The sequence below is a fragment of the Pontimicrobium sp. SW4 genome (assembly GCF_039954625.1).
Classification (GTDB): domain Bacteria; phylum Bacteroidota; class Bacteroidia; order Flavobacteriales; family Flavobacteriaceae; genus Pontimicrobium.
This window is the reverse complement of sequence record NZ_CP157199.1, coordinates 3,091,753-3,115,271: the sequence shown is the minus strand read 5'-3', so window position 1 is coordinate 3,115,271 and position 23,519 is coordinate 3,091,753. Positions and strand designations below refer to the sequence as shown.

20 protein-coding genes and 1 tRNA gene are annotated in these 23,519 nt (G+C 31.5%); 11 read left to right on the top strand and 10 right to left on the bottom strand.

The annotated features are described in order from the left end of the window. Window positions 1-6: 6 nt before the first annotated feature. Entirely contained in the window at window positions 7-1,857 is a 1,851-nt protein-coding gene (locus ABGB03_RS14285) for a CBS domain-containing protein (protein WP_347923252.1), read from the bottom strand. A gap of 111 nt (window positions 1,858-1,968) precedes the next feature. Between ABGB03_RS14285 and ABGB03_RS14280 the strand changes: the two genes are divergently transcribed. The 4 genes from ABGB03_RS14280 to ABGB03_RS14265 all read left to right on the top strand — a co-directional run bounded on the left by ABGB03_RS14280 (window position 1,969) and on the right by ABGB03_RS14265 (window position 5,930). Beyond that, entirely contained in the window at window positions 1,969-2,340 is a 372-nt protein-coding gene (locus ABGB03_RS14280; protein ID WP_347923251.1) for a ribonuclease P protein component, read from the top strand. A 17-nt stretch (window positions 2,341-2,357) separates the two neighbouring features. Further along, entirely contained in the window at window positions 2,358-3,992 is a 1,635-nt protein-coding gene (locus ABGB03_RS14275) for a S41 family peptidase (RefSeq protein ID WP_347923250.1), read from the top strand. Window positions 3,993-4,078: 86 nt separating this feature from the next. Further along, a complete protein-coding gene (locus tag ABGB03_RS14270; RefSeq protein WP_347923249.1) occupies window positions 4,079-4,876 on the top strand; it encodes an OmpA family protein in 798 nt (265 codons plus the stop codon). Window positions 4,877-5,099: 223 nt separating this feature from the next. Further along, window positions 5,100-5,930 carry a T9SS type A sorting domain-containing protein gene (locus tag ABGB03_RS14265; protein WP_347923248.1) on the top strand — a complete coding sequence of 277 codons (831 nt, stop codon included), beginning with the start codon at window positions 5,100-5,102 and terminating at the stop codon, window positions 5,928-5,930. Window positions 5,931-5,979: 49 nt separating this feature from the next. On the opposite strand, the gene ABGB03_RS14260 is transcribed toward ABGB03_RS14265, so the two are convergent. The 3 genes from ABGB03_RS14260 to rpiB are packed head-to-tail and all read right to left on the bottom strand — an operon-like array spanning window position 5,980 to window position 7,812. Beyond that, complete coding sequence (locus ABGB03_RS14260; RefSeq protein ID WP_347923247.1) at window positions 5,980-6,423, bottom strand: GNAT family N-acetyltransferase; 444 nt, start codon at window positions 6,421-6,423, stop codon at window positions 5,980-5,982. Window positions 6,424-6,429: 6 nt separating this feature from the next. Next, the gene (locus tag ABGB03_RS14255; RefSeq protein WP_347923246.1) at window positions 6,430-7,350 is read right to left on the bottom strand and encodes a cation diffusion facilitator family transporter; all 921 of its coding nucleotides are present in this window, start codon (window positions 7,348-7,350) and stop codon (window positions 6,430-6,432) included. Between the two features lie 24 nt (window positions 7,351-7,374). Then, window positions 7,375-7,812: a ribose 5-phosphate isomerase B gene (gene rpiB, locus ABGB03_RS14250; RefSeq protein WP_347923245.1), complete on the bottom strand. Its 438-nt coding sequence runs from the start codon at window positions 7,810-7,812 to the stop codon at window positions 7,375-7,377. Between the two features lie 688 nt (window positions 7,813-8,500). On the opposite strand from rpiB, the gene rnr reads away from it, so the two are divergent. The 3 genes from rnr (at window position 8,501) to ABGB03_RS14235 (ending at window position 12,179) form a co-directional block, all read left to right on the top strand. After that, entirely contained in the window at window positions 8,501-10,693 is a 2,193-nt protein-coding gene (gene rnr / locus ABGB03_RS14245) for a ribonuclease R (RefSeq protein WP_347923244.1), read from the top strand. Window positions 10,694-10,756: 63 nt separating this feature from the next. Further along, complete coding sequence (locus ABGB03_RS14240) at window positions 10,757-11,431, top strand: head GIN domain-containing protein (protein WP_347923243.1); 675 nt, start codon at window positions 10,757-10,759, stop codon at window positions 11,429-11,431. 79 nt (window positions 11,432-11,510) lie between these two features. After that, window positions 11,511-12,179, top strand: coding sequence for a LysE family transporter (locus ABGB03_RS14235; RefSeq protein WP_347923242.1), 669 nt, complete (start codon window positions 11,511-11,513; stop codon window positions 12,177-12,179). Window positions 12,180-12,212: 33 nt separating this feature from the next. Here the strand turns inward: ABGB03_RS14235 and ABGB03_RS14230 are convergent. Both ABGB03_RS14230 and folB read right to left on the bottom strand, forming a co-directional pair. Further along, a tRNA-Cys gene (locus tag ABGB03_RS14230) sits at window positions 12,213-12,283 on the bottom strand. A 50-nt stretch (window positions 12,284-12,333) separates the two neighbouring features. Further along, the gene (gene folB / locus ABGB03_RS14225; protein ID WP_347923241.1) at window positions 12,334-12,696 is read right to left on the bottom strand and encodes a dihydroneopterin aldolase; all 363 of its coding nucleotides are present in this window, start codon (window positions 12,694-12,696) and stop codon (window positions 12,334-12,336) included. A gap of 64 nt (window positions 12,697-12,760) precedes the next feature. On the opposite strand from folB, the gene ABGB03_RS14220 reads away from it, so the two are divergent. After that, window positions 12,761-14,788: a glutamine--tRNA ligase/YqeY domain fusion protein gene (locus ABGB03_RS14220; protein ID WP_347923240.1), complete on the top strand. Its 2,028-nt coding sequence runs from the start codon at window positions 12,761-12,763 to the stop codon at window positions 14,786-14,788. 43 nt (window positions 14,789-14,831) lie between these two features. Here the strand turns inward: ABGB03_RS14220 and ABGB03_RS14215 are convergent, their stop codons facing one another. Beyond that, the gene (locus ABGB03_RS14215; protein WP_347923239.1) at window positions 14,832-15,338 is read right to left on the bottom strand and encodes a hypothetical protein; all 507 of its coding nucleotides are present in this window, start codon (window positions 15,336-15,338) and stop codon (window positions 14,832-14,834) included. A 22-nt stretch (window positions 15,339-15,360) separates the two neighbouring features. After that, entirely contained in the window at window positions 15,361-16,290 is a 930-nt protein-coding gene (locus ABGB03_RS14210) for an SPFH domain-containing protein (protein ID WP_347923238.1), read from the bottom strand. 78 nt (window positions 16,291-16,368) lie between these two features. On the opposite strand from ABGB03_RS14210, the gene ABGB03_RS14205 reads away from it, so the two are divergent. Beyond that, window positions 16,369-17,040: a hypothetical protein gene (locus ABGB03_RS14205; protein WP_347923237.1), complete on the top strand. Its 672-nt coding sequence runs from the start codon at window positions 16,369-16,371 to the stop codon at window positions 17,038-17,040. Here ABGB03_RS14205 and gltX read toward each other — a convergent pair. Together gltX and ABGB03_RS14195 are read right to left on the bottom strand one after the other, a co-directional pair. Then, window positions 17,037-18,551 carry a glutamate--tRNA ligase gene (gene gltX / locus ABGB03_RS14200; RefSeq protein ID WP_347923236.1) on the bottom strand — a complete coding sequence of 505 codons (1,515 nt, stop codon included), beginning with the start codon at window positions 18,549-18,551 and terminating at the stop codon, window positions 17,037-17,039. The genes ABGB03_RS14205 and gltX overlap by 4 nt on opposite strands. Before the next feature lie 49 nt (window positions 18,552-18,600). After that, on the bottom strand, window positions 18,601-19,644 hold the full coding sequence (locus tag ABGB03_RS14195; protein ID WP_347923235.1) for an alkane 1-monooxygenase: 1,044 nt from the start codon (window positions 19,642-19,644) through the stop codon (window positions 18,601-18,603). 124 nt (window positions 19,645-19,768) lie between these two features. On the opposite strand from ABGB03_RS14195, the gene ABGB03_RS14190 reads away from it, so the two are divergent. Together ABGB03_RS14190 and ybeY are read left to right on the top strand one after the other, a co-directional pair. Further along, window positions 19,769-23,116, top strand: coding sequence for a DUF4175 family protein (locus tag ABGB03_RS14190; RefSeq protein ID WP_347923234.1), 3,348 nt, complete (start codon window positions 19,769-19,771; stop codon window positions 23,114-23,116). Continuing rightward, window positions 23,109-23,516, top strand: a complete 408-nt coding sequence (ybeY, locus tag ABGB03_RS14185) for an rRNA maturation RNase YbeY (protein ID WP_347923233.1) — start codon at window positions 23,109-23,111, stop codon at window positions 23,514-23,516. The genes ABGB03_RS14190 and ybeY overlap by 8 nt, the downstream gene beginning before the upstream one ends. Window positions 23,517-23,519 lie beyond the last annotated feature (3 nt).

Sequence of the window (23,519 nt, the reverse complement as noted above, 5' to 3'; positions counted from 1 at the left end):
TATTATTTATATGTCTTTTGACGTTATTATTCCTATTAACTTGTTTTGTTCAACCACTGGAAGGCTATTTATATTATGCTTTTTCATTAGTTTACTAGCATCTGTAGCGCTTGAGTATTGGTTAATGGTGATAATATCTTTTTGCATAATATCTTTAATACTGTGCTTTCCTTTTTGGGGATTTCTTTTATATTTTTCCATATCTGTTGATGATAATAAACCAACAAGCTCTTTTTCTTCATTAATTACTGGCATATGGTTGAATTTTTTCCACCTCATAATGCTAATCACCAAATCAAGGCTATCACTTACATCAACTGAAAAAATATCCGAACTCATAGCATGCTTAACTATTTTGTTAGGAACAAACTCTGGTATCGTGTCTTTTTTTATCACATTCCAAGTAGATATTGGGTATTCCTTTTGCTGTTTTTTATACATTTTACAGGTTAGTATTTGTATGGCCTCAAATCGTTTTTTAGTTTTTAAAAGGTTTCTATAGCTTTTTATAGCCCATTGAGATCCATTATTTGTGGTAACTCTATTTTTTATAATTTTTAAGTAATATTCTGCATCTTTTGGTGAAACTCCCATTTTATATAAGCCTTTATATGCCATTGGTAGTAATTCTTCTAAAATTAATTCATGGCTAGGTCTTATTTCGCCATTCCAATGGAATTGAGTATTCATACCGTATCTAGCGGCATTGAAAAAATTACTTTTAGCGTCTTTAAAGTCCATTTTTTCGTGAATATTGTCATACATTTTAGGTTTTCCCATCATTACTCCTACCCAAAATACCATATTAGCAATTTCGTCAAGCATCGTTGGTCCAGACGGAATATATCTGTTTTCTATTCTTAAATGTGGTTTTCCACCACCAACACCATAACAAGGTCTATTCCAGCGATAAACAGTACCATTGTGTAGGTTTAATGCCTTTAGTCCTGGTATTTCTCCATTTTCAAGCATATCAACACTATCTTTTTTAAATTCTGTTGTTACCAGGCTTCTGAACCTTGAAACGTTATCTCTGAAAATATCTGCAACACTTCCTGTTGACCAATTGCTACCAAAACTTACTCTTGATTGCTTTTCGTTTAATAAAAATGAGTTTGCTCTAGTATCTACGCTTTGTGTAAATAATGCTATTCTGGTTTCGCTCCATAGCTCTTTTCCAAACAAAAGTGGAGAATTTGTGCATACGCTTAAGACAGGTCCAGAAATGGCTTGAGCCCAATTATAGGTATCAATAAATGTATCTGGGTCTACTTGTAAGTGCATCTGGAAACTTGTATTACATCCCTCAAGCATTACTGTATCATGTAGTAAATTTATCTCATCAATGCCTTTAATATGAATATTAAAATCTTGCTTCCTTGACTCTTTTATCGCTTCATTTAACACATAGTATCGTTCTATTGGTGTCATATTTTGTATGCCTATGTGCTTTAACGTAAGTGTTGGCAGTATTCCTGTTAATAAAATCTTTGTTTGTTTTTTATTGGCAACTGTGCTTGCCTTTTTTATTAGTTCTGATAGTTGTTTATGTAGACTAGAAAAACAATCATTTTTTAATTCGATTGGGTCTAAATTTATTTCTAAATTATAATTGCCAATTTCGGTTGTAAAATGACTGTCATTAATGTCTTTTAATATTTCTACAGCATTATTGTTTGGTAAAAATTCATTATCGACCAAGCAAAATTCCTGTTCTGCACCTATCCTAATAGGTGTTTTCTCAATTAAATTATTATTAATCATAAAATCGAGAGCCTCTATGTCTTTAAGCAAATGAAAGATATAATTAGCTTTATCTTCCTTGCTTGTAAGTTTTGTTACTTTTAATTCTCCCATAAAAATTAGAAATTTAAGCTGTGTTAAATTACTATTACTTGACTTTTTAAAACATGATTTTTATCATACATGAAATGAGTGTTGTATCTTGCCAATTGTTAAGGCAAACAAATGGATACTTCTTATTCTAGAAAAGAAAAATTAAAAAGCAAAAAACTTATTGAGAAAATGTTTATAGAAGGGCATTCTGTATCTGTTTTCCCATTGCGTTTAGTCTATCTAGAAACTGTTTTTACTGATGGTATTACTATTAAAACTGGTGTTTCAGTAAGTAAGCGCCATTTTAAAAGTGCAGTTGATAGAAACAAGGTAAAGCGATTAATGAGAGAGGCTTATCGATTAAATAAACCAAAATATTTTAACAACTTTTCAACACAATGTGCGTTTATGATTTTGTACATTGGAAATGAAAAACCTACTTTAAAACAAATTGAAACTAAAATGAATTTGTTATTTGATAAATTTCACGATGGCCTCAATTAAGAATTAAAACTATTACTATGAAGAACTTTTTTAAAAAGAAATTTATACTTCCAATACTAGCTGCTATTGTGCTTTTGTCTACTGCTGCTTTTAAAAGTGATTTTTTTGAAATTGCGAAACAAATAGAAATTTTCACCACCATGTTTAAGGAGGTTAACATGAATTATGTTGACGAAACAAATCCTGGTGATTTAATGGACACCGCAATAAAAAGTATGTTAAAGGATCTTGATCCTTATACTGTTTTTTATAATGAGCAAGATGTTGAAGCTTCTCGTATTAATAATACTGGTGATTATACTGGAATTGGTGCTAGTGTAAAAATCTTAAAGGATAAATTGGTAATTATTGAGCCTTATAAAGATTATCCTGCTGACGAAGCTGGTTTAAAAGCTGGAGATGAAATTATTAAAGTTGAAGACATAACTGTAGCTTCTTTTAAAGAAAATGCTGGCGATTTACTACGTGGTGCACCAGGATCAAAGGTGAATGTTACATATTTGCGTCAAGGGAAAACAAATACAGCTACAATTACTCGACAAGAAGTTGAAGTTGGTGCAGTTCCATTATACGACATGGTTGACGAAAATACTGGCTATATTGCTTTAGCTAAATTTACACAAACCGCATCGAAAGAAACTGGAAATGCCCTTAGGGAATTAAAAGCTGAAGGCGCTAAGTCAATTATATTAGATTTACGTGGTAACCCTGGTGGTTTACTACTAGAAGCAGTAAATATTGTTAATTTATTTGTTGATAAAGGGCAGCTTGTGGTAACTACCAAATCGAAAGTAGACAAGTATAACAAAACTTATTATACACAAAATCAAGCAATAGATACCGAAATACCTTTAGTTGTTTTAATAGACCAAGGAAGTGCATCGGCTAGTGAAATTGTTTCGGGTTCATTACAAGATCTAGACAGGGCAGTCGTGGTTGGTGTAAGAAGTTTTGGTAAAGGGTTAGTGCAAAGACCGAAGCAGCTTACTTATGGAACTCAAATTAAAGTAACTATTTCAAGATATTATACACCTTCTGGTCGTTGTATTCAAGCTTTGGATTATTGGAATCGAGATAAAGATGGTAATGCGATTCGTGTAAAACAAGATAATTTTAACGAATTTAAAACAAAAAATGGCCGCTCAGTTTTTGATGGAGGCGGTATACAGCCAGATATAGTCATTGAAGACGCTAAACCTTCAACAATTACAAAAGCAATTATTGGTGGTGATTATATTTTCAACTTCGCCACAAACTATTATTACAATAATTCTGTGGATGATCTAATGTCTTTTAAATTAACAGATTCAGATTTTAAAAACTTCAAGAATTATTTGAAATCTAATAATTTTGACTTTAAAACTAAAACTGAAGATCAGCTTAACGAATTAATGGAAATTGCTAAAACAGAGGATATAGATAAAACCCTTGAAAATGACTACTCTAAGCTTATTTCAACCCTAAAATTGTACAAAACTCAGGCGGTTGACGAAAATAAAAGCCAATTAACCTCATTATTGGAAACAGAAATCATAAAACGTTATTTTTATAGAGAGGGGCTTCATAAGTATTATTTAGCTCACAATAATGAAATTAAAAAAGCCGTTGAGGTTTTAAGCAACACTAATAAATATAGAAGTTATTTAAATTAACTTTTCTAATATTTTGTTGATTTATAAGAGTTTTTAAGATAATGTTTAAAAAAATTCTATACACGTTTTTACTATTCGGAAATTTCATGTTTTCTCAAACTGAATTAAAACATGAAGTCTATTTTGATACCGATGAATATGAAGTGTCTGACATTGAAGATAATAGACTTCTTTTATTTATTAGAGATATTCAAAATCAAGATATTGCCAAAATATCTATTTATGGTTTTTGTGACGATATTGGTAGCGATTCTTATAACCTTCAATTATCTCAACAGCGTGCAAATACTATTAAATCCATTTTTTCTGAACATGAAATTGACAATACACTTATAAGTAATGTAGATGGTAAAGGTGAAGTGCTTTTAAAAACAGTAAAAACTGTTGATGCTGATGTTATTAGAGGATTAAATCGTAAAGTCGAAATTATAGCTTATGTATATATTCCTCCTCGTCCAGAAGTTATCAAGGAAGAGGAAACCATGGAAAGCGCTTTAAAAGGAGATTTGAAGGTAGGCGATAAAGTTGTATTAGATAATATTTTATTTAAAACAGGCTATAGTGACGTTCTTCCTGAATCCATGGAAACACTTGAAAAAATTGCTGTATTACTTAATGAACGAAGTAATGTTTATTTTACTATTCAAGGGCACGTATGTTGCACAAAAAACACTATGGATGCGGTAGATAGAAAAACGAAAAAACGTAATTTATCTGAAGCTAGGGCTAGATATATTTATTACTATCTTTCCAGAAAAGGTGTTAGTAAAAAACGTATGCGGTACGAAGGCATGCGACGAAAATTTCCTTTAGGAGAAGATCCTAAATACGATAGGCGTGTGGAAATTTTAGTTACAAAAATTGTTAATAATGATGATAATTAATTAAGTTCTAGTCTTAATTAATACACCCTCCTTTGTCTTTGTTGTTAAATTATAAATCACCTCTAGATTATTATTTTTTGTTTATATCTTCTACTAAAGCATTCATATATTAAAAACAATGTTTTAGAACATTTTTGTTTTTTTATTAATACTTTTCTTATAAAAAAATGTTTTTCGTCTTAGGTTTGTTACGTTTTAACGTAAATCCCTAAAATATATCAATATGAAAAAAACATTACTTTTTTTAACCTTAATTAGTCTATTTTCATTAAATATTAATTCACAAATTGATATTTTAAAGTTTTCTACTGAAAATGGTACCCATTTATTAACAACCGACAAAATGTTTTCTGAAAGTTTTACAATGCCTTCAGGTAACCCATATGATTTAAGAGAGGTTGGTATTAATCTTGATGCTTCGACCACTGGAGGCGTTATTAAATTTGCTATTTATCATAGCCCTTCTGACCCAGCTACTTTGCTTTGGCAATCTGGTGATATAACTATTACTGGTGGTACTGAAGAGTATGTATCTGTTTCAATACCTTCAGGTACTATAAGTTTAATGGGGGACGCTACTTATAGAATAGCTGTGTTAGGAGACCCACAAGGTGGTACTATAGCTGTTGATGCCTATCCTAACCCTACTAATGAAGGTGTTGCTGTAGCTATAGGTAATTCTAATTTTGCTCACCATAGTGGAAAAACTAATTACCCTACATTTCCTGCTTCAATGGATTTATCAGGATCAAATACTATTAATTGGTACAGAGCTATATCTGCTGTAGTGCAAGGAGATGAGTTGTTAAGTACTAATAAATCAGAATTAACTAAGAGTGTTAAGGTATTTCCTAATCCTACAGTCAACAGTATTAATCTTGAACTTAAAAATGGTTTAGAGCTTAAAGAATTAAAATTATATAACTATGTAGGTCAATTAATTGAATTAACTAGTAATACAGAGATAAATACCTCAAGTTTAAGTAAAGGGATTTACTTATTAGATATTAATACCAATAAAGGTAAATTAACTAAGAAAATTATAATCGAATAATTGAAAAGTGGTATTTAATTAAAAAAAATAGAGTAGTGTATTCATTACTCTATTTTTTTTCCATAAGTATATGAGGTATACCATCTTCAAGATACTCCTCTCCTATTTCTTTAAACCCTAAATTATTGTAGAATTTTTTTAAATATGTTTGTCCTGACAGCTTAATAGTCGTTTCATTAAAATTATCATTTACTGCTTTAATAGAGGCTTCCATGATATCATAGCCATATTTATGTTGGCGCTCTTCTTTGCTCACCACTACTCTACCAATGCTAGCTTCTTTAAAATAATCATCTGGTTTAAACACACGTGTATAAGCAATTATTTTATTGTTCTTTTTTCCAATAATATGGAGAGCTTTTTCGTCTTTTCCATCAATATCATAATAAATACAGTTTTGTTCAACAATAAACACCTCTTGTCTAAGTTGAAGTAAATCATACATTTCTTTGGTTGTAAGCTCTTGAAAGGTTTTAGTTGTTATTTCTAGCATGACTTATTAATCTTGTACAATCACATCTTTATCATCACATTTACCAAATTCTGGCTGAATGTTCACATGATTAATTTCAAATTTATGGAATAATAATTCTTCTATGGTATGAAGTATGTCATCAAATTCAGATAACGTGATATTATTATGAAAATCTATATGCGCTTCAAAATGTATTTCTTCTTCATTAAGTTGCCACACGTGAATGTGATGCGTATGCTTTATACCTTCTATAGCATTAATTTCTTTAACAATTTTATCTATTGGGATATCTTCAGGCGTAAATAGCATGAGTACTTTGGTTGATGATTTTAATAAATCATAACCCATCCAAATTAAGTATATAGCAATTAAAAAAGTTAGCACACTATCTACCCAAAATACATCGTAAAATTTCATTAACAAACCGCCTACTAATACAGCCACACTTGCCATCATATCGGTAAGTAAGTGCAAATATGCGCTTTTTAGGTTCATATTTATTTCAGAATCTTTTTTCAATAAAAGCACGCTAAAACCATTTCCTAAAATTGCAATAGTGGAAAGCCATATAACTAATCCCGATTCAATTTCTTGCGGATTCTGGAAGCGTTCAATTGCTTCAATAATTAATAAAACTGCTACTATAATAAGTGTAGAAGCATTAATAAAAGCCGCTAATATTTCGGCACGCTTATAACCAAATGTTTTTTGAAGAGATGCTTTTCTTTTCGCTAATTTATTAGCTATATAACTCACTACTAATGAAATAACATCACTAAAATTATGTAAGGCATCACTTAAAAGTGCTAAACTCCCAGAAATAACACCACCAATTACTTGTGCTGTAGTAATTAGAATATTTAAAAAAATAGTAATTAACAGGTTTCTACCTTGCAAATTTCCATGATTATTATGAGAATGATTATGCGAATGCGAGTGACCCATTGTATGCTAATTTTATATTGTTTATTAGCAAGATGCTGCAGGAATTTTATTTACGCGATTTTGGTGTCTTCCTCCTTCAAACTTTGTGTTTAAAAAAGTGTCAACCATTTGTAGTGCTTGAGGTATTGCAGTGTATCTTGCTGGAATACACAATACATTAGCATTATTATGTTGTCTGGTTAATTCAACAATTTCTTTGTTCCAGCACAAACCAGCTCTAACTTCTTGATATTTATTAGCTGTCATAGCTACACCATTTGCACTTCCACAAATTAGAATTCCGAAGTCTGCAGATTTATTAACCACATCTTTAGCAACAGGATGTACAAAATCAGGATAATCTACACTATCGTTACTATCTGTTCCATAATTTGTAACTTTTATTCCTTTAGATTCTAGAAGTTTTATAATAGCAAATTTATAATCGGTTCCTGCGTGATCGTTTCCTATAGATATTTTCAAAATTAGTTGTTTTAATTAGTTATATTTTCAATACAATAATAAGACGAAGCTTGCTTTAAAAAGATTTATTTTAATCATATTTCATCTTGGTTATAAAATTACAAAATATAAACATGGGCTTTTAAAAGTTGTTAGTTACTTTTTAAATAATTGTTAATATCTCATCATTACTTCTAATAACTAATATTTTATTATTTCAATTTTTTTTACAAGTAGAAATCTGTTTTTAAAATCCAAATTTAGTTGTTGTTAGAAGTTGTATTTTTGTTAACTAATAAACTGTGCTTACAAACATAAAAAGAGTAAATATTTATGAGTTTTAAGTTGTTTATATCTATAATATACAATTGTTAACTAAATATTTAAATAATTAATTATAAAGAGTTTACTATACTAATAACTTGTTAATTACATTTAGATAAAGAGAAGATAACTTAACATCAAAGTAATTATTAAAAAAGTTATTGTAGTAGTTAACAAGCTATAATAATCACCATTTTAATTTTAAATTTTAAAAAAGAAATAGTTATTATATTATTAAATGTGAATAAGTCAAATTTTAAAATAATCTATTTAAATTATAAATGTTAGCTTTGCATAAACTTAATACCCCTTCTTCACTTAAATATTGAGTTTAAAAATTAATAGATTCCTTAACTTCAAGGAACAGAATATGATAATAAAATAAATGACAAGAAAGAAAAGAAAAAAGAATTCTAAACAAATACATAACCTTACAGATAGTATCCACACAATTCTTAAAGTGGATAGAAATAAATCTTTTAATTACAAACAAATAGCTGCTAAGCTTGGTGTAAATGATGCTAGTAGTAGAAATCAAATTATTAAAACTTTACATCGCTTAAAAGCGAAAGAAGAAATAGAAGAAGTTGATCGAGGTAAGTTTAAAGCTATCGTTTCATCTGAATATTATACAGGAATTTTCGATGCCTCAGCTCGAGGATCAGGCTATGTAATATGTGAAGATTTTGAAGACGATATTTTCATCGCTTCAAACAATGTAAATAAAGCACTTCATGGCGATGAAGTAGAACTATACGTATATAAACGCAAAAAAAGAGGAAAATTAGAGGGAGAAATTACTCAAGTAATTAGCAGACATAAAACCGAGTATGTTGGTGTAATACAAAAACATAAAAACTATGCCTTTGTGGTACCAGATAGTAATAAAATGTATGTAGATGTATTTGTACCGCTTAATAAAACACTTAATGCCGAAGATGGTGATAAAGTACTTGTGAAACTTGTAGATTGGCCAGAAAAACAAGATTCGCCAACAGGAAAAGTGATTAAAGTACTTGGTAAACCAGGAGAACATAACACCGAAATTCATTCTATTTTAACTGAGTATGGATTACCTTATGAATTCCCTCATGAAGTAGAAGACTATGCAAATAAACTAGACACATCCATTCAAGAAGATGAAATAAAAAAGCGTCGTGATATGCGCGATGTGTTGACTTTTACTATAGATCCTAAAGACGCTAAAGACTTTGATGATGCCTTATCGTTTCAAGTACTTAAAAATGGTAATTACGAAGTAGGAATTCATATTGCAGATGTATCACATTATGTAAAAGAAGGAACTATTTTAGATGATGAAGCATACGAACGTGCAACCAGTGTATATTTAGTAGATAGAGTAGTACCAATGCTTCCTGAAGTATTATCGAATAACGCATGCTCATTAAGACCTAACGAAGAAAAATATACCTTTTCTGCAGTGTTTGAGATGAACAATAAAGCAGAAATAAAAAATCAGTGGTTTGGACGTACAGTAACGTATAGTGATGCTCGCTTTGCTTACGAAGAAGCGCAAAGTATTATTGAAACTAAAACCAATGAAATACCTAAAGAAATTTCATTAACAGGAAAAGCTTACAAAACCGATCAAGCTATTGCTGACGCTACTTTAAAGTTAGACGAACTTGCTAAAATCATGCGAAAAAAACGAATGGGAGATGGAGCAATATCATTTGATAAAGTAGAGGTGAAGTTTAATTTAGATGAAACTAATAACCCGGTTGGTGTATTTTTTAAGACCAGTAAGGATGCTAATAAATTGATTGAGGAATTTATGTTATTAGCTAATAAAAAAGTAGCAGAATTTATAGGTAAACAATCACCTAAAAAAACATTTATTTATCGTGTCCACGACGAACCAAATGATGAAAAACTTGCTGCTTTACAAAATATTGTTGGTCGTTTTGGTTATAAGTTAAATTTTAAAGATAGAAAGACTACAACAGCTTCTTTAAATAATTTATTAAAGGAAGTAAATGGAAAAAAAGAACAAAATTTAGTAGACACACTTGCTATTCGAAGTATGAGTAAAGCTGAATACACAACTCACAATATTGGTCATTATGGATTAGCGTTCGATTATTACAGCCATTTCACATCGCCTATTCGTCGTTATCCAGATGTAATGGCTCATAGATTATTACAACATTATTTAGATAAAGGAAAATCTGCAAGCGAAGAAGTGTATGAAGAAAAATGCCAACACTCCTCTAACATGGAATACCTCGCTACTAAAGCCGAAAGGGATTCTATAAAGTACATGCAAATTAAATTCATGCAAGACCATCAGGATCAAGAATTTGTTGGAGTAATTTCAGGTGTAACTGATTGGGGAATTTATGTAGAAATAATAGAAAACAAGTGCGAAGGCATGGTAAGAATTAGAGATATTAAAGATGATTATTACCAATTTGATCAGGATGAATATGCATTAATTGGTCAAGCCACAAAAAATATGTATCAATTAGGAGATGAGGTTGTAGTTAAAGTAAAACAAGCCGATTTAGTAAAAAAACACCTTGATTTCTCTTTAATTGGAAAAAGAGAAGATGTTTAATATAATAAATACTTAATGGTATAGTTATTGATTTAGAACCCTCAATAAAAAACAAAAGAAACAATGAAAAATATCTTAACAACACTTGTATTTTTAATAACATCCATAGTATTTTCTCAAAGCGAGATTACTAAATCTATTGGCGAATTTTCCGAACTAAAAGTTTACGATTTAATAGAAGTAGAGCTTATTAAATCAAATAAAAACGAAGTTGTTATTTCTGGTAGAAATAAAAATGACGTTGTTATTGTAAACAAAAATGGGAAACTTAAAATTAGAATGAATCTAGAAGAAAGCTACGATGGAAACAATACTAATGTAAAACTATATTACACTAATGTAGATATTATTGATGCTAATGAAGGTGCAAAAATAAAGTCTAACGATAAAATAAAGCAATACGAAATTGAGCTGAGAGCTCAAGAGGGAGGCGAAATTAATCTAGAATTAAAAGTAACTACAGCGGATATTAAATCTGTAACAGGAGGAGTTATACAAACTTCAGGAAAAGCGCAAAGCCAAGATATATCTATTAGTACAGGAGGTGTTTACAAAGGCAAGGATTTAAAGACTGAATCTACCGAAATAGCTATTAGAGCAGGAGGCGAAGCAGATGTTAACGCGACAGATTTGTTAGATATTAAAATAAGAGCAGGAGGCGATGTTTTTGTTTATGGCGATCCTAAAAAAGTAAATAAAAGTAAAGCTTTGGGTGGAAGAATTAAGCATATGGATTAAATTCCTTTAGCATCTTTTATTATATTTGTTACAACTTCAAAATGCTGAATATTTATTCGGCATTTTTATTACGTTTTAAATGATAGAAGACATTCAAACAGCAATTCCTTTAGGTTTTTTCTTAGCCTTTATGATAGGTCCTGTTTTTTTTGTTCTTCTAGAAACAAGTGCAACTAAAGGATTTCGTGCTGCAGTTGCCTTTGATTTAGGTGTAATAGTTGCAGATATTTTTTTTATTGGTTTAGCCTATTTTAGTAGCTTTCAATTATTAGAAAACCTTAGCAATCAACCAGGACTATTTGTTTTTGGTGGCATGATACTTACTGTTTATGGAGTTATTATTTTTCTAAAAAAACCAAAAAAATCAACCAACGAAGCAAGTGAATTAGTGTTTGCTAAGACAAACTATCTTGGACTATTTATAAAGGGATTCTTATTAAACTTTATAAATATTGGTGTTTTAGTTTTCTGGCTAGGTGTTATTATTATTACAGGACCAAGCTTAGAAAACGATATAAATAGGTTTTTAGTTTTCTTCGGAACGATGATTTTAGCTTATTTTGTTACTGATTTATTTAAAATATTATTAGCAAAGCAACTAAAACGGAAACTAACACCAGAACGCATTTTAAAAGTAAAAAAACTGCTAGGATTTATTTTAGTGATTTGTGGTCTGGTACTAATAGTGAAAGGCTTTTTACCCAAAGATCAATTAAATCCACAGAATTTAATAGAAGATATTGGGTAATAAAAAACCCTCAAGTAAACTTGAAGGTTTTTGAGGCGTCTAGCGGATTCGAACCGCTGTAGAAGGTTTTGCAGACCTCTGCCTAGCCACTCGGCCAAGACGCCTTATTTGGACAGCAAATGTAAAAAAAATAAAGCTTTCACACTATTAACACTTACTTTTTTCGTTTTTCGGTCATTTTAATCGTTACCATTTCAACATCGCCACCAATTGGAGGGTTAATTTTAGATATGGATACAGCTACTTTAGTAACCATAGCACTTTCTTTAAAAATAGATTTTATAACACGTTTTGCAACTGTTTCTAAGAGTTTTGATGGCTTTGCCATTTCTACCTTTATAATATTATTAAGTAACACATAGTCAACAGTGTCTTCTAAAGCATCTGTTTTCGCAGATCTCTGTAAATTAGCTTTTACCTCTAAATCAACACGATAATCACTGCCAATTTTAGTTTCTTCTGTCAAGCAACCATGATGTGCAAAAACTCTAATATTCTCTACTTTTATTATTCCCAAAACAAAATATTTTCAGCAAATATATTACACTAATATTTAATAACTTTGCCTTTTATTTTTAAAGATGTCCGAAGAAACAAAATCACTCAATTTTATTGAGCACATTATAGAGGAAGATTTAAAAAACGGAATGCCTAAAAATCATTTACGTTTTCGTTTTCCACCAGAGCCAAATGGCTATTTACATATTGGTCATACAAAAGCTATTGGCATTAGTTTTGGTTTAGGTGAAAAATATAATGCGCCAGTAAATCTTAGGTTTGATGATACTAATCCTACCAAAGAAGAACAAGAATATGTTGATGCCATTAAGCGTGATATTGAATGGTTAGGATATAAATGGGAGAATGAACTTTACTCTTCAGACTATTTTCAGCAGTTATACGATTGGGCTGTAGAAATGATAAAAGATGGAAAAGCTTATGTCGATTCACAATCAAGCGAAGCCATTGCTGAACAAAAAGGAACTCCAACGCAGGTTGGAACCAATAGTCCATACAGAAATAGAAGTGTAGAAGAGAATTTAGATTTGTTTGAGCGCATGAAAAATGGAGATTTCCAATCGGGAACCCATGTACTTCGTGCTAAAATAGACATGGAAGATCCAAACATGTTAATGCGAGACCCAATAATGTATCGTATTATGTACGCACATCACCATAGAACAGGAAACGATTGGTGTATTTACCCAATGTACGATTGGACACATGGTGAAAGTGACTACATAGAACAAATTTCGCACTCACTCTGCTCTTTAGAATTTAAACCCCACAGAAAGCTTTACGACTGGTTCAAAGAGCAGGTATATCCTTATAGTTCAGAAAAATACCCACTGCTTCCAGAACAACGTGAATTTGCGAGATTAAATCTTAGCTATACAATTATGAGTAAGCGAAAGCTGCTTAAATTGGTTGAAGATGGAATAGTTTCCGGTTGGGACGATCCGCGTATGCCGACTATTTCTGGACTTAGACGAAGGGGCTATACACCAAGTTCTATTAGAAATTTTATAGAAAAAGTTGGTGTTGCCAAACGAGAAAATGTCATAGATGTATCGCTGTTGGAGTTTTGTATTAGAGAAGATTTAAATAAAACTGCAGCTCGTGTTATGGCTGTTTTGGACCCTGTTAAAATTGTTATTACTAATTACCCAGAAGGAAAGGAAGAGTGGTTGGAAGCGGAAAATAATCCAGAAGATGACAATGCAGGAACACGACAAGTGCCTTTTTCTAGAGAAATTTATATCGAAAAAGAAGATTTTAAGGAAGAAGCTGGAAATAAATTTTTTAGGTTAAAGCTTGGAGGAGAAGTGCGTTTAAAAAATGCTTATATTATCAAGGCTGAAAATGTCGTTAAAGAGGCTAGCGGAAATATAACTGAAATTCACTGTACATATTCTGAGGACACAACAAAAAAAGTAAAAGGAACACTACATTGGGTGTCTATTAAACATGCTGTTAAAGCTGAAATAAGAGAATATGATAGACTATTTATGTATGAAGCACCAGATAGTCATCCAGACAAAGATTTCATGGAGTTTATCAATCCAAATTCTTTAAAAATTATCAATGCTTTTGTAGAGCCTAGTTTAGCTGGTGCAAAAGCTGGAGAACGATTCCAATTTCAACGCTTAGGCTATTTTAATGTTGATGATGATTCAGCTATTAATAAATTAGTATTCAACAAGACCGTTGGACTAAGAGCGGCTTCAGTTAAATTAAAGATAGATTCAGCAAGTCATAAACACACAGTTACTGAACCTAAGTTAGCCGTAAATCCACAACAACAATCCCAACGAAAGGCAATTAATATCGTTCAGCAATTAGGAAAAAAATACACAAATCTTCCTCAAGAGAAGCAGCAAAAAGCAAAAACTGACATTCAAGAATTAGCTAAAGATGTGTCTTACGAAGAATTAGAACCATTATTTGGAACTGCTGTTAAAAAAACAGGAACTCGTATTGCTACCATGATAGTGTTAAAAGAGATGCTTAATAATGGTCTAGAAAAAAACGATGTAATTATTGAGTTTATAGAAAAAGCTTTAGAAGATAAAAATGAATTGTTAGTAGCTGAAGCTAAAGCAATTTAGAAAGCATAAAAAACCTCGAAGTAATTGCTTCGAGGTTTTTTTGTTAATCTTCTATTTTTTCTTGAGTCATTTCATTATCAGGAATAACAAGGGCAGTTATAAAGTCAGGAAATACCTGAGCCATCAAAGCGCTATTTTTAACTTGTTTTGCCTCAATAAAATACCAGTATTTTAAATTAGCATTATAAATACCCAATAAATAAGCCTTAGATTTAATTCTTAAATTATTCATTGTCATTTGATTGTAACTTTCTACGTAGCAACGATATTGGTCTTGTTCATATACGATATCAGAAACATTAATTATTTCAGCCTTTTCAAAGACAAAGCCCTCTTGAGCCATAGAATTAAATGTAGATTCCAATAGGTTTATAGCTTTTTCTTGGCCGCCCATTAATGTTACAACGCCAGGATAAGTATGTTTTAAAACTGTTTCAAAATCAAACTTAAGTGTTGCTTGAGAGGTAGTTTTCGCATCTTTTAACGCTTGGGCTTTTAACTCAGATTTATTTTGAGCAAAAGAAATGCTGCCACAAACAAGTAACAGCATTAATATTAATTTAGAACATATTTTATTCATCCTTTTTCTTGCTGTTCGAGTTCTTCATAGCTTCACCAATTTGATTACTTGCTGTAAAGCTAGCCACCATATCATTAAGCATATTACTTCCTGCTTGAGGTGAATTAGGTAATAAGATTAAATTACTGTTTGTTTCACCACCAATAGCTTGTAATGTATCATAGTGTTGCGTAACCACAATTAAAGCAGAAGCCTCTTGAGAGTTAATACCAACTTTATTAAGAACCTCTACAGACTCTTCTAATCCACGTGCAATTTCACGACGTTGGTCTGCAATACCTTGACCTTGTAATCGCTTACTTTCAGCTTCAGCTTTTGCCTTTTCTACTATAAGAATACGAGCAGCATCACCTTCAAACTGTGCTGCAATTTTTTCTCGTTCCGAGGCATTAATTCTGTTCATGGCTTGTTTTACTTGCGCATCAGGATCGATATCTGTCACTAATGTTTTAATAATGTCAAAACCATAGTCAGACATTGCATCGTTGAGCTCAGCTTTTACAGCCAAGGCAATATCATCTTTTTTAACAAACACATCGTCTAATTTCATTTTAGGCACTTCTGCGCGTACAACATCAAATACATAAGACGTAATTTGGTCGTGAGGATAATCAAGCTTATAAAATGCATCGTATACTTTATCGCGTATTACTTTGTATTGTACAGAGACTTTTAAACGCACAAATACATCATCAAGCGTTTTGGTTTCTATAATCACATCCAGTTGCTGAATCTTCAAACTCAAACGCCCTGCAATTCTATCAACCAAAGGAATTTTTAATTGCAACCCAGAGTGACGAATACTTTGAAACCTACCAAATCGCTCAATAATTACAGCTGTTTGCTGTTTCACAATAAAAAAAGCAGAAATTAGAATTATTAATGCAAAAAAAGCAATAGGGATAAAAATAAATTGTTCCATAACAGAATATTAAAAATGGTTAGAAAATAAATGAATACTAAATTAAGTTATATTTGTTTCCGAACGCTAAAAAATCACATGAAAAACAAACAACTTACCTTGTTAGTAGCACTAAGTATGCTTTTTGTTACAATTACGCAAGCACAACATACAAGCTATGATATTAAAAATGGATTTGGCATAGGAGGAGGAGTTAGCCTGTTTAATATTAAAACGGATAATTTTATAACAACTCAAGGGAATGGATTTGTTGTTGCTCTTGCCGCAACAGTTGACATTCCAAACCGATGGTATAATGCAAGTTATGGTATGCAAATTTCTGAAAGCACCCTAGAAATTTCAGGCAGAATGACTGATGACGTTGCTGGTAACGAGCAAATAGAATATAAGTTAATGGCGGCACAATTAGGTTTTTTATTTCACGCAAAAGTTATAGGAAATAATTTCACAATTGATGCAGGACCACAATTGCAATATAATGGTGATTTAGATTTTAAGAATAGCCAACAAGAGGACTATTTTATTAATGGGTACAATGGTTTATCGGCATCACATATTACAGAAATGTCGAAATTTAATGTAAATGGAGCTATTGGAATGACGGCTGGCATTGGGCCAATAAAATTAAGAGCGCAATATGTTTATGGCTTTTTAAACATGTTTGAAAAGCTTAACAGCAATATTGTAGGTGTAGATGATTTTAAAGGCAACCCAGAAACAATTATGTTTACAGCGATATTTACATTTTAAGCGATAAATTGAATTGCATTCTCAATACGCTTAATTGTTTCGGCTTTGCCAATCATAAACATAATATCAAATACATCAGGGCCTTGTAAGGCGCCAACCAACGCTAGACGTAACGGCATCATTACCTTGCCAAAACCAATATCGTTTGATGTAATCCAACCCTTAATTGTATTTTGAAGATTTTCAGTTGTATAGTCATCTACTGAATTTACAAGCACAATTACTTTTTCAAAAACCTCATTTGTATCATCTTTAAAAGCTTTTTTAGACGCTTTTTCATCATAATTAGTTGGTGCAGAAAAGAAATAGTGTGTTAGTTCCCAAAAGTCACTTACAAATGTAGCTCGCTCTTTAACCAAGCTAATTACTAATGAAATATAATTGTCATCAATAGACACTAATTCATTTCGAGACGCTTTAAATAACTTAGCCAAATATTCATTAGACTGTTCTTGCATATAATGGTGATTGAACCATTTAATTTTTTCAGGATCAAAACGTGCTCCAGATTTATTCACACGCTCTAATTCAAATGCGTTAATTAATTCATCCAAGCTAAATAGTTCTTGCTCAGTTCCAGGATTCCACCCTAAAAATGATAAAAAGTTTACCATTGCCTCAGGGAAATAACCATCTTCCTTATAACCTCTTGAAATTTTTCCAGACTTTGGATCTTTCCACTCTAATGGAAACACTGGAAATCCTAACTTGTCTCCATCACGTTTACTTAGCTTACCTTTCCCTGTTGGTTTTAATATTAATGGTAAATGAGCAAACTCAGGCGCACTCCAGCCAAAAGCATCATACAATTGTTGGTGTAAGGCCAAAGACGGTAACCATTCTTCTCCACGAATAACATGAGAGATCTCCATTAAATGATCATCAACAATATTAGCTAGATGATAGGTTGGCATACCGTCACTTTTAAAAAGCACTTTATCATCTAATACATTTGTGTCAATTTTAATATCACCCCGAATAATATCATTTAAATGAAGTGTTTCGTCTTTCGGAGACCAAAAACGAATAACGTAATCATCTCCATTTGCGATACGTTTCTCAGTTTCTTCTTTAGATAAGGAAATAGAGTTTGTTAATTTTTCTCTATTGTGCCAATTATAAATAAATGTTTTTCCTTGCGACTCATGCTCTTTTCTGTGAGCGTCTAATTCATCAGCTGTATCAAAAGCGTAATAAGCCTTTCCTTTACCAATTAACTCTTCAGCATGTTGTTTGTATAAATGCTTGCGTTCGCTTTGTCTGTAAGGGCCAAATTTTTCATTTTTCTCTGGACCCTCATCAAAAGGGATTCCACACCAATTTAAAGACTCTACAATGTAATCTTCAGCACCTTCAACATATCTGTTCTGGTCAGTGTCTTCAATGCGTAACACAAAAGTTCCGTTGTGTTTTTTTGCAAATAAATAATTGAAAAGGGCAGTTCTTACACCTCCAATATGTAATGGTCCTGTTGGACTTGGTGCAAATCGCACGCGAACATTTTTATTCATGCTAAAAATTTGCTGCAAAGATAAAACGATAATTATGAAAAGAAAGATTCTAAGCTGAAATCATTTCACGTGGAACTCGCTTATTCATTATTGAAAACCAGAAAGGAGGAAACAAGGCTAAAACCATTGATGTTGGATAACCATAAGGCAACTGAGGACTATTTTCATGACATTCTAAAATTTGATATTTTTTTGAAGACCTAAAATGATGGTCACTATGCCTTGTGAGTTCATAGAGCAAAATTCTACCAATGACATGATTTGAGTTCCATGAATGGATTTCTTTAACGCGCTCGTAGCGACCAGATTCCTTTTTCTTTCTAAGCAAACCATAATGCTCAATATAATTGACAGTTTCTAAAAGTAAAACCCCAACAATTGCAGCTAAAACCCCAAACAATAATGCCATTTTTCCAAAAACAAAAAGGATGATTATTAAATATAATCCTTGAAAAATTACATACCATAACATATCATTTCGTAACGAAAAGAAGGATAATTTGTAATTCTCTAGCAATCGTTTTTGAATACGCCAAGCGCTAAAATATTGTCTAATAGTTGATGTCAACCAAAAGGAATATACAGTTTGTTTGAATCTTGCGGTTGCAGGGTCTTCTTTAGTTGCAGCGTGTAAATGATGTCCAAAATTGTGTTCAATATAAAAATGCATGTACAGTGAAGGTAATAGTAGAGCCTTACCAATAAAGCGTTCTTTTGAGGCTTGTCTGTGACCAAGTTCATGAGCTACATTAATACCGTTTCCACCCAAAACAATGCCAACCGATATTACCAATCCAACAAATTCATAGGATTCAAAACCATAACTTGAAACTTCTAACAATGCCCAAACTAGTAACCCATAAACAATAGGAAGATTTAAGTAAAGTAACCAATCAAAAACAGGATTGATGGCTCTAGATGACACTTCTTCATCAGAAAAATTACTATTTTCTTCTTTTAGAATTAGCTCTAAAATTGGTATAAGGGCAAAAATATAAAAAGGCGTTAGAAACAACCAAACCCCCTTAAAATACAGTCCAATAATGACACTAAATGGAACAGATAAGGCAGATAAGTATTTTAAATCTTTCATTGCATCACAATAAATCGATTGATAGCGCTAGTTGTCGACTTTAACAGAATGTTATATATAAATAGTATTACAAGTTAACAATAAAATTGTAATTTTATTAGTTGAAACTATTAAAAATAGGCGATTGAGCAACTTTAAGAACATACAAGACAAGCTTGAAGCGTTTATTAAAAAGTACTATACCAACGAACTTATAAAAGGAACTATTTTATTTTTAGCGATTGGTTTGCTCTATTTTTTAATAACGCTTTTAATCGAGTATGCCCTTTGGTTAAACCCAACCGCTAGAGCTATTTTGTTTTGGGTATTTATACTTGTAGAGATTGCCTTGTTCTTAAAGTTTATAGCAAAGCCTATTGCTAAGCTCTTTAAATTTCAAAAAGGCATTAATTATGTAGATGCTTCAAAAATTATTGGGAATCATTTTCCTGAGGTTAACGATAAGCTGCTTAATGTACTTCAGTTAAAAGAAACCTCGAAAGAATCGGAACTTTTGTTGGCTAGTATTGATCAAAAAGCAATAGAATTAAATCCAATCCCTTTTAAACTAGCAATTAATTTTAAGAGCAATGTTAAATATTTAAAGTATGCAGCAATTCCTATAACTATTATTTTATTTTCTTTCATTTCGGGAAAGTATAATTGGTTTAGTGACAGTTATGAGCGTGTTGTAAATTATAAAACAGCATATGAACCACCAGCGCCTTTTCAATTCTATGTTATAAACGATAGCTTAAATGTTTTAGAAAACAAAGATTTTACACTAGTAGTTCAAACCGAAGGAGAGGTTATTCCAGATAATGTCCAGATAAATTATAATAATGAAACGTATTATTTAAAACAGATTAATTCAGGTGTTTTTGAATACATTTTTGCACAGCCAAAAGAGAATCTTCAATTTAATTTAGTTGCAAATAATGTTACTTCTAAAACGTATGATTTAGAAGTAATTAATACACCAACATTACTAAGTTTCGATTTGGTTCTAGATTATCCAGCGTATACAAAAAAACAAGACGAAACTCTTAAAAGTAACGGAAATGCAGTAGTGCCACAAGGAACTAAAGTTACATGGAAACTAAAAACAAAAACCACAGAAAGCGTTATATTAAACACTCAAGACTCCTTACTTCAATTCAATGGAGAGAATAATGCATTTAGCTTGTCTCAACGCCTATTTAAGTCGCTTGATTATAGCCTAAAAACAAGTAATAAAGAGTTGAAGGATTATGAAAGCCTAGCCTTTTCGATAAATGTAATAAGAGACGAATATCCTGAATTGAATGTGAAAATGGAGCAAGACTCTCTAGATAGCCAAACACTTTATTTTTATGGTCAAGTTAGTGATGATTATGGATTAAGCAAACTACAATTGGTGTATTATCCAAGTAGTTCTGAGGGTGATAAAAAAACAGAGCGCTTAACAGTGTCAAACTCTAATTTTGATGAGTTTGTAAGTGTTTTTCCTAATCAGTTGAATTTAGAAGAAGGCGTTAGTTATGACTTGTATTTTGAAGTGTTTGATAATGACATTCTAAGCAACTACAAAAGCACTAAGAGTAATACGTTTTCATATAGAAAATTAACAAAAGATGAAGTTGAGCAAGAACAATTAAAAGAACAAAGTGAAACTATTGAAGATTTAAATAATTCGCTTGAAAAGCTTGAAGAGCAAGATGAAGAATTAAAAGAGTTTTCAAAAACCCAAAAAGAAAAATCAGAACTTAATTTTAATGATAAAAAGAAGTTAGAAAACTTTCTTAAGCGCCAAAAGCAACAGGATGAAATGATGAAAAACTTCAATAAGCAATTGAAGGAGAATTTAGAAGACTTTCAAAAAGAGAACAAAGAAGATCCATTTAAGGAAAGTTTAAAGCAACGTCTTGAAGAAAATCAAGAGCAATTAAAGAAAGATGAAGAATTACTTAAAGAGCTTGAAAAACTTTCAGAGAAAATTCAAAAAGAAGAGTTGTCACAAAAACTTGAAGAATTAGCTAAGCAGAATAAGAACAAAAAACGGAGCTTGCAGCAATTACTAGAACTTACCAAAAGATATTATGTAACCATGAAATCTGAAAAGATTCGCGTAGAATTGGAAGAATTAGCTAAAGAGCAAGAGAAACTATCTGAAGAATCTGAAGAGAATAATACTAAAGAAAAGCAAGACGAGTTAAATAAGAAGTTTGAGGATATTGAAAAAGAACTAGAAGATTTGCGTAAAGAAAACGAGAAGTTAAGAGAGCCTCTAGAAGTTCCAAACGACAAAAAGAAAGAAGAAGATATTAAAAAGGAACAACAAGAAGCTAGCGAAAATTTAGAAAAAAAGGAAGAAAGTCAAGACCAACAAAATAAAGAGCAACAGCAAAACAACGCAAAAAAGAATCAGAAGAAAGCAGCTCAAAAGATGAAGCAAATGAGCGAGCAAATGCAGCAGTCAATGATGAGTGGAACCTCTGAACAAATGTCTGAAGATATTGATATATTGAGACAGGTTCTAGACAATTTAGTTTTGTATTCATTCGATCAAGAGGATATTATGGATAAATTTAAATCCATACAAGTCAATCATAATGAGTATGCTAAATACTTAATTAAGCAACAAAATCTTAGAGAGCATTTTGAGCATGTAGATGATAGCTTATTTGCTTTATCCTTACGTCAACCAACACTTTCTGAAAGTATTAATAAAGAAATTACAGAAGTATTTTTTAATATAGACAAGTCTCTAGAGCAGTTAGCAGAAAATAGACTGTATCAAGGCGTAGCTGCTCAACAGTATGCAGTAACATCGGCGAACACATTGGCAAGTTTATTAAGCGATATCCTTGATAATATGGAAAGCCAAATGAATCCTTCTCCAGGACAAGGTCAAGGAGGTGATATGCAGCTACCAGACATTATTATGAGTCAAGAAGAACTTAACAAGCAAATGGAAGAAGGCTTAAAAAAGAGTGAGGAAGGAAAGAAGAAAGATGGTGAGAAAGGTAAAGAGGGGGAAGAAGGCGAACAAAAAGAAGGTGAAGGACAACAGCAAGAGGGTGAAGGTGGTAATAGTGAAGAATTAAATGGAGAATTATTTGAAATATACCAACAACAACAACAATTGCGTCAAGCACTTGAAGAAAAAATTGGAAAGCAAGGAAAAGAAGGGGCGGGAGGTAACTTATTGCGTGAAATGGAATCTATAGAAAACGATTTGCTTAACAAAGGCTTTACTAATAGAACACTTCAACGGATGATGAATTTACAACATCAACTTTTAAAACTAGAAAACGCAACGTTTCAACAAGGAGAAGACAATAAACGCAAATCTAAAACTAATCAAGAACAATTCAATAGCCTTACAAATACACAGCTTCAAAACGCCAAACAATATTTTAATACTACCGAAATATTAAATAGGCAAGCATTACCTTTGCAGCAAGTTTATAAAAAGAAAGTGCAAGAGTATTTTAAGAAAGCCAATGATTAGTTTTAACTACGAAACCAATTTCCGTTTACAAGATGACCTACAAATTTCCAAGTGGGTTGTTGATACAATTAACGAAGAAGGCTGTAAAGAAGGAGATATTAACTACGTGTTTTGTGACGACGAATATCTTTATAAGTTAAATGTAGAATTCCTTAATCATAATACACTTACGGATATTATCAGTTTTGATTATTCAGTGGGAAAAGAGCTACACGGAGATATATTTATATCTATAGAAAGAGTCATAGAAAATGCTAAAGAACTTAGGGTTGATTTTGAAAATGAATTGCATCGCGTAATGATTCATGGTATTCTTCACTATTGCGGCTATAAGGATAAGAAGGAAGAAGACAAAATAGCAATGCGCCAAAAAGAAGACTACTACCTTAATAAGTTCTAATAT